Raw genomic sequence first — 12131 nt, 5'->3', positions numbered from 1 at the left:
TTAGCCAAGGGCCGCCATCTGGAGATCGGCTGCCTGACGGCTGATGCCTTGGCCTGGGTTCTCGGTCTGGCGTTCGTAGGGCTTCCAGCTCTCGCCGACGATGTGCTCGTAGGCGGCAACGGCGCCCTCGGCCGCCATGCGCAGCGCGTGTGCCTGAAGGCCCATTTCGGCGGCGAATTCGCGCTTGCGTTGGGCCTTGCTGTCGAAGCCGACCGGACCGTCAATGTCCTCGTCGCGGGTGTCATTGGCGAGCCTGGCCGTGGCATCCTTCGCCTCGGTGACGGCCTTCGAGTAGAACTGGCCTGCTCCAAAGGCCGAGCCCACATAAGAGCCGACGATCCTCTGCAGGTGGATCTGCATCGCCTTGTCGGAAAGGCCTTCGGAGAGTGTGTCTGCACCATCGGACAGGCTGCGCTCGTGGAATTCACGGATGCCGTCGCTGTCGAGGACGGAGAGGCCAAAGCTTTCGGAAATGAGGGTGGCCTGGTGGCCATCCGGGCAGCAGAGCCGGACCATTTCGAGGGTTGTGCCCTTGCGGAGCTGGACGACGCGGGCCTTGGCCTTGGTGGAGCGGGTTGAACTGGACATTGAGCTTTCCTTCTAGCGATGCCCTTCAGGTGTTCCGGCCCTTGCCGGTCTTTCCTGCGGGTGCGGTCAAAAGGAACCGGCGGAAGCTGGACGCTTCAGGGTCCGGAGCCTGCCAGGCGAGCGAGGTTGGCTTGCGGACAAGCGGGGTCAGTTCTTCACTGGCCCTGCGCGGGACGCGGGCCAGCCTTGCCGAGATCGGCGGGATCCGGCCGCCCCGCGGCGCGATAGCGGCCTTGAAGCGGACAGCCGCCGGTTCAGACCGCAGCAAACCCGCCGGCAAGACCGGCAAGGGATGAATTCTGACATCGGCATGCGCGAGGAAATGCAGTGTTCATTCCCGCCGCCAATACGCCTGCCCGCCAGGCTGCGCGAGGGACGTCAGCGGTTTGAACTTCGGCTCCTGCCGGTATAGATGAGCTGCGCCGGTCCGCTGCTGCGGATCAACTCTTTGGCCTGCTCCCATGTCGGGCTGGCAGCGTAGCGTGTTCAACTCCGAAACGAGGGCAGCAATGACCGATCAGAATGACGACTACGTCTATGGCGACACGACAGGGGAATGGCGACCAGCATCGGAGATGGCTGCCATTGCAGCTTCTGCCGGGAAAATTGAAGTGCGCGATGCCGCCGGCAATGTGCTCGCCGATGGCGACTCCGTCGTCCTCGTCAAGGACCTCAAGGTCAAGGGTGCCGGCCAGGCCCTGAAGCAGGGGACCGTGATCAAGTCGATCCGTCTCACCGACAATCCCGAAGAAATCGATTGCCGGCATGATGCGATCAAGGGGCTGGTGTTGCGAAGCGAATTCGTACGCAGCGCTGAGCAGACACCAGTATTAGGCACGCAGCAGGTCCTGCGGGATCCTGTCACGCAGTGCCGCGATTGCAGCGTCCTGCCTGGCCAGTTTGCGTGAGAGCGCATCGATTTCGTGCTGTCTTTCCTGTGTGATCGCGGCAAGGTTCGATCGATACCGTTCCAGAAAGGTCCTGGCATCAGCAGGGTTTCGGCATCGGTGGCCGATACGCTGGAGCTTGAGCTGCGGAATGATCGCCGTCCTCTGCCTCATGATCTGCCGGTCGATCATATCGAGCTGGCGCTGTGTCTGGCGCCGAGCCTCCTCCATGCGAAAGAGCTGTGCGCGGCGATCGGGGACAGACATTATGTGTCCCTCCCCTGCCAATCCATGAAGCTTGAGGGCCCGCCATAGACACGGTGGCGCGCAACATCGATGACGAATCCAAAGCGGCCGACATGGTATTCGTCGGTCGCAACGAGAAAGCGACGTTCCTCCGTGCCCGCTCCGCGCCTGCCGCCAGGGGTCGCGATAACCTCGGTGAATCCGGCCTGGTGCCCGGAACGGATCGCCGACACAACGACCCAGTCATCGGTATGCTTTTCGAAAAATGCCCGCTCGTCCTTTTTCGCGGATTGGCCGGGTTCGAGCACCCTCCCGTGGATCGCGTCCCAGGCATCCGGGTACCAGTCGCGTATCGACTTTTCCGCACAAGCCCTCTCGAAGTCCGTGAAGAGTTGGGGGAAGGCTTGGGCGACGGCCGCCCAATGGCAATCCTCTTCATACCAGCCATCATTGGCACGGAGCATCTGATGGACTTTGCGATTTCGCTCCGCCGACAGATGGAACCCGCCATGGCCTGCGGTCGAGTGAGCCACGACGCCCTCGGCATAGACGGTCGCTCCCTGCGACGTTCCCCATGGCGTGTGGGCACGGGAGTGGATTTCGCGACGTCCGAGAGCCGCGCGCTGCCGCTGGTGAAGGGCGCTCTCCTTGACATGCGCGCGAAACGCCGCCTTGTCGGCAAGCTCTCCGGCATGGCCGTAGAAATCGCCGCGCGTCCATTCGGCCGTGGGCCGGCGGATACGCCAGCCCGTGACAAGATAGTGCCGGCCATCGCGGGCCGGAGCCATGGCGAAGGCGTGCTCACCGACAAGGGCAACGCGCAGCCCATCGGCGCTTCGGCCAAAAGTAACTTCCGGAGAACCGGGGGGTTCGACGACATGGGTTTCAGAAGTTCGCGCAGTCATGCTGCCGTCCTCCCTTCTACGGTGTCCGCCGCTACGGTGTCGGCCACGACCTGCTGAAACACGGCGTTCGGATAGCCGTGGCGGGTCAGCCATTCCTCGGCGGCCGCGCGATTGGCGGCAAGATGAACAAGCTCCGCATCGTCGCCGGCGCGGTCGAGCACCAGGACGGAGCCGATGGCGGGCCGCTGCTTGACCGAAAACTTCAGGTCGCTGTTCACCGAAAACGTCTGGTGGACGCGCAGCACAATGGTTCCCTGACCGCCATAGTCGCCCTTGTGCAGGGTGATCGAGGCGGGCAGCGTCGTACTGCCGACGCGGGCCTCGGCCTGTTTGCGGATCAGGCGACCGCCGCCGTTGCGATTTTCCCAGGCTGCGAGCTTCTTGCGATGCCGCTCTGGCGGGCGTGGGGATCCGTCGGAATAAGTCACGATGGATGCGAGTGGAACAAGGTCATAGACTAATTGGGCGGACATAGTTTTCTCCGTGGTGCTCATGGTGGAAACAGAACCGCCGCCGGTGATGTGCCGGCGGCGGAATGATCGTTCGAAGGGAAAGGTAAGGCGCAGCCGCCTACTCGGCGGCCACCTTGTAAGGCTCGATCTGTTCGTCCGTGAGGTCCTCGTCCTGCGCAGCGTCATCGTCGCCGACATGGTCATGTGCAGGATCGACGATCGCATCGCCGTCGAGCTCGTCCTGGTCCTCCGGCGTGCCGTCCTCAGGCTGTTCCCTGGCCTCGTTCTTCTTCAGCCAGGAGGTCAGCTTTTCCGGAGTGGGTCCAAACCGCGCCGACGGGTGGACGAAGCGGCCTTCCTTGAAATGCTCGACAAGGGCCGCACGGGTATCCTTGACCTTCTGACGGGGCAGGACGGATGTATCCGCGCAGGCGCTTTCCAATGCCTGCCGCGACAGGCATGACAGGAAATCCTCCGTCCCCATGTTGGCCAGGAAGTTATCGGCGGCGATGACGTCGCCGGCGACACGGGCGACAACGCCGCTGTCCGAGCGATTTTCCCTGCAGGACAGAACGTCGATCAGCAGGGACCGCACGGCAATGCGCAGCGTGTCCATGTCGAACGCGAGCTTGCCCTCCTGGTCGAACAGGCGCGCGGCATGTTCGCCGAGGCCTGTCGCCCCGTAATAGGAGATGTCGCGGGCGCCAGATGCCACTGTCACATTGTGGCCGGCGAAGGCGAGAACGAGCAGCGCCATCAGCGTGTCGTCCTCGATCGGTGCGCGCGACAGCGCCTCGTGCAGTGCGTCGGTACGAAGGTCGCCGATCATCTCCATGCCTTTACGCGTCACGTCCGGACGCGGCTTTGCCGTAACGACCATATCATCGCCATCGGCCTCGACATCAGCGCCATTCTTGTCCTTGGACTTTTTGACCGCCGGCATACGATAAGCGACCGACTGCACCTTGCCGTCGCGGTCGAGATACATGGCGGTGTGATCGGATTTCGACGGCTTACCGTACAGACGCTCGGCCTTGGCCGGCAGCTTCGGCTCGCCCCACTGACCGGCTTCCACGATCACGCCACGCTTGGGCACAGCGTTTGCCATCCACTCCTGCTGGGCGCCAAGAAAGGCCTCGACATCCGTCGTGTAGCGGCTGTCCTCGTCGGCCGGAGCGAACAGGTCCTCGACCCAGGCAATGCCGTAGGCCTGGGCGAGATCGTCACCGAAGCTGGCGTCGCGCGCGTACATGCGGCGCTTCGTCAGGCCCTGCGCCACGCTCCACCACGACACCTGGGGATCGGCCTTGGAGGGCTTGTGCTTCTTCCAGACCTCCTTCTGTTCATCAAGCGAAGCCGAGGCGATGGTGCGCAACTGCTGCTCGTTGGGCATGTCGCCCTTGGCCATCTGCTCCAACATGGCCGGCAGAACGTTGGCCAGCAGGCGCAGCTTCCTGATCTGGCGGACGGGCAGCGCCAAAGCGACGGCGATCGCTTCCTCGGTCCAGCCGAGCGCGACCAGCCGCTCAATGGCGCGCCATTGGTCGACGGGATTGAGCTGCTCGTGAGCGAGCGTTTCCGCTAGCGAGCGCATGGCGCCGCCATCCTCGGCCCTCTCGATCACCAGCACGGCGATCTCTTCGAGACCGGCCGCGATCGCCTGCTTCACCCGACGATGGCCGGCATCGATGACGTAGCCATTGCCGCCATCGGTCTCCAGCGCGACGACGGGCGGCTGCACGATGCCGACGGCACGGATCGTAGCCAGCAGCAGCGCGTCGGCCTGCGGACTCGACTTCGAGCGTCGCGCCTTGTCAGGGTTATCCTTCAGCGCGCGCGGGTCGACAAACTTCAGTTCCATGGAGATGCTCCTTCAAGGGTTTTGCGGACACCGCTGATCGCTGCGTCCTTCCTCGTCTTCTTCCTGAAGACATCCCCCGGCCCGCGGAGCGGGCGGGCCGGTGCACCTGCGGCCGAGCGTCCCTGCCCGGCTGGCCGAGCGGGGCTAACAGCCCTGCGCAGGACGACGCGGCCGGGATCGCGAGCGGCGCGGTTGAGCGCCAGCGTCAGCGGCCCGCCCGATCTGCGAGCGGGTTTTATTCCTCCTAAGTTTTCCTTTCCTCAACCCTGCGACGTAGACCGGGGCATAGCGATAAGCAGAACGGTTCTCTGCCTTGGCGCGGCGGCTCCGTGGCGAAAGCTCACAGGGTTTTTGTTCTACGTTGGTCTTTCTGAAGAGAAACCCGGGTGCTAGCGAGGGAACCCGGCATTGTCCTATTTCGGGACCAAAGTGTTGGCATTGCGCTCGCTTCGGTCGTGGTGCCGGTTGATCCCGGTCCTGATCGCGTACTTTGATCAGGTGTAGGCCCGCCGGGCTTGAGGTGGTGTTTCTTCGCCCGGCGAGTTCCGCCACGCTAAGAACAAAGGCCGGCGCCCTCGCTGGAGCTTATCCGAATGGCGCCGGCCACGGGCGGGATTGGGATCCGCCGCGCCTTGACATAGCTGAGTCGTTACGTAGCGTCAGGTGGTGGCGGTCACTTTGGTTTTCCGCTTCGCGGGTGCCTTCTTGGCTGGTGCGACGGGTTCAGCCTTGCGCCCAAGCCCGATGGACTTCGCCAGTTGCGAGCGCTGAGCGGCGTAATTCGGAGCCGTCATCGGATAGTCGCGCGGCAAGCCCCACTTCTCGCGATAGGCGTCCGGCGTCAGACCGAAGTCCGTGCTAAGGTGCCGCTTCAGGGATTTGAACTTCTTGCCGTCTTCGAGGCAGATAATGAAATCTGGCGTCACCGACTTCTTTGGGTTGACCGCGGGAGTTTGCGGCTCAACGACAGGCGCGATCGGCGTACCAAGCCCGGACAGAGACATGTGCACGGATGCGATTAGTTCAGGAAGGCCGGTAGCCGGTACAGGGTTCTTACTTACGTAGGCGGACACAATCTCCGCAGTAAGCTCGGCTAGTTCGGCGGCGCGGTGGTCGGATTCTTCTGTCAATGTGTCGGTCCTTTTGTCTGATATGTCCCATCTCTATTTGAGCAATGTCCAGTACGCAACCGGGCCTGATCTATTCTAAGCCAATGATGGCATCCGGCATTGCGGCGCTGGGCAAGAGCGACGCCAAAATTGACGCGTTCTTTTTGGCCGCGACTTTGCTGTAGACGAATAAAACTGACGGCCTATCAGTCATCTAAGTGACGGGCCGATTATATGCCGATTAGCTAAAATAACGGAACGTCCACCGGACAAGTACGGAACCAAAGCGGTTACGTCAGACCTTTGCTCGCATGGTGCAAGACTTTGGTCCTGCCGTCTTATGGTGAAGAACGGAAGTTGATCGGCACGACATAGGGCCGTCCCGCAACGTTAATAGCAAACTGAATTTAGGCGGCCATGTGTGAACGCGGAAGTCGGGTCAGATCCGCTTGAAGTCCTTAAGCCCCAGGCGTATCCGCTGGCCTTCCGCGAAGGCAAGGGCGACCGATTCCAGGTCGAATGATCGGGTAAGTTCTTCGCCGTTCCCAACAACACGGACGAACCACTCGCCCATGGCCTCGACTATCTCAACGGACGTGTGGTTTGCGCCGCCTTTGGTGTCTTCCATCGCAACTGCCTCGTGTCTGGATGGGGACAAGTCGACACAATATGACTGCTCGATCTTTCAAGCGCTAAAAGGCCGGCGCCTGCTTTTGCGGGGGGCTCTGGCAGGCGCCAGCCGGACGGTCCAATCAGGTCCGCCGCGGTGATCCAGTTAGCTGATTCTTGACGTTACGTCATGTGGTCTGGCTGGCCGGAGCCGAGCATGACAGAAACGCGGCATCCGACATGTTAAGCAGTTCAGCGCGCCTCCTGCATCGCCTGCACCCGAGCCACCTTGAACCTTTGCCGCCGGTCAATGCCTGAGACAATGAGCGGCAGCCTGTATCGAGCCTGCTATGCGGCTGCACGCGGATCCTGGCCATCAATCGAAGACGCAAGATCATTTTCGATTTCCGCAAGCTGCCGGCGCTTCTCAGCCAGTTCACCAGAAAATCCGAACTCGCCGCCCTGACGCGAGCGATAGGAGACGAGCCTGAGCTCGGCATCCTCAAGACGCTGGCGGTATTGTACCTGCTCGCCCTCGAAGCCGGCCAAGGCATGCTCGAGGCTAGAAATCGCACCAAGCGGCGTAGTGGTCACCGGCAGCTCGATTTCATAATCGGCGCCGGTGCGCATCAGCATGGTGGCATAGCGGTAGCCGTCCTTGCCGAAGCGCTCGCCGCAATATTCGAAATCGAAGCCGCCGATGGAGGCGATAGTGGTTTCGCCCTCCTGCTGAAGCTGCACGAGAGTCAGGATTTCCTTCATCAGTGCACGACCGGCGAGTTTGCGCTGCGTGAACGCCTCGCCCCCGACCACCATGCTGAACCCATCGCCGGTCGTCGGCATGAGGCGCTCGATATCCTTGCCCACCTCGCCGATGCGCCGGGTCGCGTATTCGATATCGCGCTCGGCATCGCGGATCTGCCGCCGAACGGCGTGCTCATCATCAATGTGGGCCGCGCGAAGGCGCTCCAGGCGGGCAATGTCTGCCTCCAGCCCTGCCTTCTGCATCAAACGTGAATCGCCCGAGGCGATCGCCTTGGCCATAGCAAACTGGTTGGCCTGCCCCTCACCCATATCCTCCAACCGCCGAATGGACGTGTCCCGGAGAGGGCGGCCGCGATGAACCGGGCCTTGCGCTCGTTGTTCTGCCACATCTGGGCGTCCATCGATCCTTCCGTGGCGTAGGCGAAGATATCGATGACATCGTGCTGGTTGCCCTGCCGCAGGATACGACCTTCGCGCTGCTCGATCTGGGAGGGAAGCCACGGCACATCGAGGTGATGCAACGCCTTGAGGCGGAGCTGCGCGTTGACGCCGGTGCCCATCGTTTCGGAGGAGCCGATCAGGAACCGGATTTTTCCGGCCCGCACATCACCGAACAGGCGCTGCTTGGCCTCCGACTTCTTGAAATCCTGCATGAACGCAATTTCCGATGCCGGAACGCCCCTGCGGACCAACTCGCCCCTGATCCAGCGATAGGCCGAAAAGCCTCTGGTTTTCTCGACGCTGATCGTGCCGAGATCGGAAAAAATCATCTGCGCTGCGCCAGGAAGCTCGAACGGCTTGCCGTCGGCGCGGACATAGCTGCTTTGCGCTGTTTCTTGCCAGATACGGAAGGCATTGCCGATCAGATCGTTGAGCTTGTTGTCCGGCTCATTGTCATTGTCGGGATCAACCAGGCGCAGGTCGATAGCAGCGTGCCGGCCATCGGTGATAACCGACAGCAGGATGTCGTCACCAGCTTCTGCCGGACGGTCGCGTTCCTCGATGGCCTTGATGCGGGCGTCGAGCACCATCTGGTAGCGCTTGAAGGCGGCGGACGGTTTGGCGGTGATGATCTGACGTGCGCCGGTCGAAAGCGCCGGCACCTTCACATAGTCGCGAAGGTCTTGCGGCATCACCACATCCGCGAAGGAGCGGAACATCGCGATCAGCTCCGGCACGTTGACGAAGGTGGCGAAGCGCGTCACCGGCTTGTATTTGCCGGATGGCTGCAATTCGAGTTCAGTCGTGACGTCGCCAAAGGTCGAAGCCCAGGCGTCGAACTCGTGCAGGCCACGCTGGAGCAGCGCCTGGTAACCGAGATAGCGCTGCACCGAGAACATCTCGCCAAGCGTGTTGGTGATCGGCGTGCCGGACGCCAGCACGAGCGCCCGGCCCGGGTTCTTCGTCTCCACGAACCGGGATTTGACATAAAGGTCCCAGGCCCGCTGCGAGCCGTTCGGATCGACGCCCTTGAGCGTCGACATGTTGGTGGCGAAGCTGAGCTTCCTGAACTCCTGGGCTTCATCGACGATGATCTGGTCGACGCCGATCTCGGAGATGGTGAGCAGGTCGTCCTTGCGGGTCGCCAGCGCCTCCAGCCGTTCCTTGAGCCCCTCCTTCAGCCGCTCGAGACGCTTGCGCGAGACGCGGTCGTCGCTCTCGACCTTGGTCAGCAGCGTCTCGTAGAGTTCCAGTTCGTCGTGGATCATCTGTTGCTCGAATGCCGACGGCACGCCGATGAAGCGGAAGGCGCTGTGGGTGATGATGATCGCATCCCAGGTCGCCGTCGCCGCACGCGACAGGAAGCGATGTCGCTTGGCTAAAGAAAAATTCGTCTCGTCGGCCACCAGGATTCGCGCGGTCGGATAGAGCGCCAGAAATTCGCGAGCCATCTGTGCAAGGCAATGGCCGGGAACGACCAACATGGCCTTGGCGATCAGGCCAAGCCGGCGCTGCTCCATGACGCCCGCGGCAATCGTCATGGTCTTGCCGGCGCCGACGGCATGGGCGAGGTAGGTCGAGCCAGCCGAGACGATGCGCCAGATGCCGCGCTTCTGGTGCCCATAAAGACAAAAGGCGCCGGAGGCGCCTGGAAGTTGCAGGTGATCCCCGTTGAATCTTCGGGGGGCGATGTTGTTGAAGCGGTCGTTATAGACCCGCGCCAGCCGATCGGTCCGGTCGGGATCGGACCAGATCCAGTTCTGGAAAGCGGTCTTGATCTTCTGCAGCTTTTCCTTGGCGGCTTCCGTATCCACGACATTGAGCACGCGCTTTTCAGCCGGGCCCTCCTTCACAGTGTCGAAGATCTGCGGCACGCGGCTGTTCAGCGCGTCGGCTGTGAGCTCGCCGGCATGACGGCGATCGGTGCCCCATTCGGACGTGCCGGCCGCCATCCATCCCAATTGCCGTGCTTCTACGGTCCACGAGGCCAGCTCCGGCATATGATGGATCCTGATCTCGGCGCCCATCGTCTCCTTGACGAAGGCGGCAACATCGGCGGCGGGTATCCATGGTGCGCCAAGACGGGCGGTAATGTCGGAAGGCCGAAGATCGGCCGGCTGAACCTCGACCAGGGCACGGACATTGCGCTCGAAGACGGGGTCGAGGGCAGCGGCGGCTCTTGCGGCGTTGAGCTTGTCGCGGACCTGGCCGGAGAGATAAGCGTCGGCCGTTTGCCAGGAACCGGTCTCGGGATCGCGGTAGATGGCGTCGCCAAGTTCGATGATGACTGCTTCGGCATCGGCGTGCAGCAACTCGGCGATGTGATCGACGTCGACATGGCCGCGTTCGTTGAGCACGACGGCAAGCGCATCGGCAGCACTTGTGATGATGGGTGCCGCGGGCGGCGCGATGACGCGCTCGGTGAAAATCGGACCCGGCCGCGCGGTATTGGTTTCGAGATCGTAATCTTCGATGGAAGCCACCAGCCAGCAATCGGGATCGTCGAGGAAGGGCTGGAGGTTCGGCCGGCGATGCACTTCGCGGACCTCGCCGGTCTCGGTGTCCTCGCTGGTGGAAACGACGGTCGTGTTGATGGGGCCGAAGGCGCGCACAAAATTCGACCAGGCGATGCGCAGCTTGACTTGGGCCGGCTTCCAGGGCCGGTCGAACTCCTGCGCCTTCAGGACTTCACGCACGGCATCACGGATGGGGATCAATTTGCGGATGATACGCGCGTGCTTTTCGGGCACGCCTTCGCTCGCCCGGCCGTTGCGCACGGTGATGGTGACGGCAGCACCGTCGATCATCTGCGCCAGGGCGGCATTTTTCGCGACAAAGAAACTGCCCTCGCGCACGCCGTCGCCTTCCGGGAGGGCATCGACGCCATCGGCACAGTTCTCGGCGTCATGATCAATCTCGTCCGGCTCGCCGTCATAAATGGCTTCCGGAAGGAGGGAGATCGCCGCGGTGAGCGCCCGCTCCAGATCGACACCGGGATGAGGCAGGCAGGAATAGGCCTCGCCGTAAGGCCCCGAGATGGTGGCATGTGTGCCGAGCACGAATTCCGGGTGGCGCGCGAACCATCGGTTGACGCGGATCGCGCCCTCATCTGCGGTCGCGGCCCGAACTTCTTCGGTGTCGAGCCATGACAGGTCGCCCTCTGGCTCGCCGATCTTACGCTTGCGGAAGAACACGATGTCGACCGCGACATCCGTGCCGGCGTCGGTCCGGAAACTGCCTTGGGGCAGGCGGATCGCGGCGATCAGGTCCGCGGTCTTCGCGATATGCTCGCGCGCGGTGCTGTCGGCCTTATCAAAAGTGCCGCAGCTGGTCACAAAGGCGGCGAATGCCCCCGGCTTCAACAGGTCGACGGAGCGCGCGATAAAATAGTCATGCAGCCGCAATGCCATCGACCGATACGCCCGATCGGAGCGCACGGTTCGGTCCGAAAACGGCGGATTGCCGATGGCGAGGTCGAAGCTCGCCGGCAGGTCGGTGCGGGCGAAATCGCCGGCTATGATCCGCGCTTGCGGCTGCAACAGCCGGGTGATGCGCGCGCTGACGGGATCGAGTTCAATCCCGGTGACGTGGGAGACGCCGCGCAGGGACTGGGGCATCAGCGCCGGAAACAGGCCGGTTCCGACGCCCGGTTCAAGAACCCGACCGCCGCGCCATCCGAGACGCTGGAGACCTGACCAGATCGCCCGGATGATGAACTCAGGCGTGAAGTGGGCATATTGGGTGCAGCGTGCGAGCGAGGCATAGTCGATCTCGCCGACGGCATGTTCCAGGTCCGAGCCGATCTCGTCCCAGCCCTTACGGAATCCGAGCTCGCCGGGACGGCGGAAGACACCATTGGCAAGGTCGGACGCGCCAAAGCCGGTGAACCGGATCAGCCGCTCCTGCTCCTCACGCGTGGCAGGACGCTCGTCGGCCTCGATCTCGGCGGCGAGCCTGATCGAGGCGATGTTGTCGCGGGCCCGATCCTTCCGGCCACGGGCCAGCCCACGATCGCCGGCAAGATGAAAGTTCAGTCCATGAACCTGTCGAGGCTTCGACGTCGGTTGCATGGCTGCAACCGCCGGCGTGACCGGCGAAGGCGCGGAAGAATCGGGATCATTCTCATCGCCCGGCCGGAAGTCAGCCGCGAAGGCCGTGACGCCAAGGCCAAGGCCGGACGAAATGGCCGTGCTGCCGAACAGGTCGATGGTAAAGGGGTCGTCATGAGCCATGGAAAATCTCCTTGGATTTGAGGGCGAGCACGATCG

Annotated in this window: 6 protein-coding genes and 2 pseudogenes; 1 reads left to right on the top strand and 7 read right to left on the bottom strand. The window is 62.8% G+C overall.

Annotation, left to right across the window (positions count from 1 at the left end):
- Window positions 1-588 (bottom strand): hypothetical protein, encoded by a 588-nt coding sequence (locus NKI73_RS21895; protein ID WP_352632967.1) that lies wholly within the window; start codon window positions 586-588, stop codon window positions 1-3.
- Between the two features lie 509 nt (window positions 589-1097).
- Here NKI73_RS21895 and NKI73_RS21890 point away from each other — a divergent pair.
- Window positions 1098-1397: pseudogene (locus NKI73_RS21890) on the top strand (alkylphosphonate utilization protein); the annotation flags it as partial.
- A 344-nt stretch (window positions 1398-1741) separates the two neighbouring features.
- Here the strand turns inward: NKI73_RS21890 and NKI73_RS21885 are convergent.
- From NKI73_RS21885 to NKI73_RS21860, 6 genes and pseudogenes are all read right to left on the bottom strand, one after another.
- Window positions 1742-2626: a DUF7007 domain-containing protein gene (locus tag NKI73_RS21885; RefSeq protein WP_352632966.1), complete on the bottom strand. Its 885-nt coding sequence runs from the start codon at window positions 2624-2626 to the stop codon at window positions 1742-1744.
- Window positions 2623-3099: a UCP036055 family protein gene (locus NKI73_RS21880; protein ID WP_352632965.1), complete on the bottom strand. Its 477-nt coding sequence runs from the start codon at window positions 3097-3099 to the stop codon at window positions 2623-2625. The genes NKI73_RS21885 and NKI73_RS21880 overlap by 4 nt, the downstream gene beginning before the upstream one ends.
- Before the next feature lie 97 nt (window positions 3100-3196).
- Window positions 3197-4939, bottom strand: a complete 1743-nt coding sequence (locus tag NKI73_RS21875) for a ParB N-terminal domain-containing protein (RefSeq protein ID WP_352632964.1) — start codon at window positions 4937-4939, stop codon at window positions 3197-3199.
- A gap of 659 nt (window positions 4940-5598) precedes the next feature.
- On the bottom strand, window positions 5599-6069 hold the full coding sequence (locus NKI73_RS21870) for a Ros/MucR family transcriptional regulator (RefSeq protein WP_352632963.1): 471 nt from the start codon (window positions 6067-6069) through the stop codon (window positions 5599-5601).
- Between the two features lie 418 nt (window positions 6070-6487).
- Complete coding sequence (locus tag NKI73_RS21865; RefSeq protein ID WP_352632962.1) at window positions 6488-6676, bottom strand: hypothetical protein; 189 nt, start codon at window positions 6674-6676, stop codon at window positions 6488-6490.
- 329 nt (window positions 6677-7005) lie between these two features.
- Window positions 7006-12095: pseudogene (locus NKI73_RS21860) on the bottom strand (helicase-like domain-containing protein).
- Window positions 12096-12131: the final 36 nt, after the last annotated feature.

The organism is Mesorhizobium sp. M0496 (assembly GCF_040321205.1).
Lineage (GTDB): Bacteria > Pseudomonadota > Alphaproteobacteria > Rhizobiales > Rhizobiaceae > Mesorhizobium.
The sequence above is the reverse complement of the archived record's forward strand: the minus strand, read 5'-3'. Positions and strand labels throughout refer to the sequence as shown.

Bases quoted from the DNA above. Each gene is read 5' to 3' on its own strand.
- NKI73_RS21895 (WP_352632967.1), bottom strand. From the start codon at position 588: ATGTCCAGTTCAACCCGCTCCACCAAGGCCAAGGCCCGCGTCGTCCAG.
- NKI73_RS21885 (WP_352632966.1), bottom strand. From the start codon at position 2,626: ATGACTGCGCGAACTTCTGAAACCCATGTCGTCGAACCCCCCGGTTCT.
- NKI73_RS21880 (WP_352632965.1), bottom strand. From the start codon at position 3,099: ATGTCCGCCCAATTAGTCTATGACCTTGTTCCACTCGCATCCATCGTG.
- NKI73_RS21875 (WP_352632964.1), bottom strand. From the start codon at position 4,939: ATGGAACTGAAGTTTGTCGACCCGCGCGCGCTGAAGGATAACCCTGAC.
- NKI73_RS21865 (WP_352632962.1), bottom strand. From the start codon at position 6,676: ATGGAAGACACCAAAGGCGGCGCAAACCACACGTCCGTTGAGATAGTC.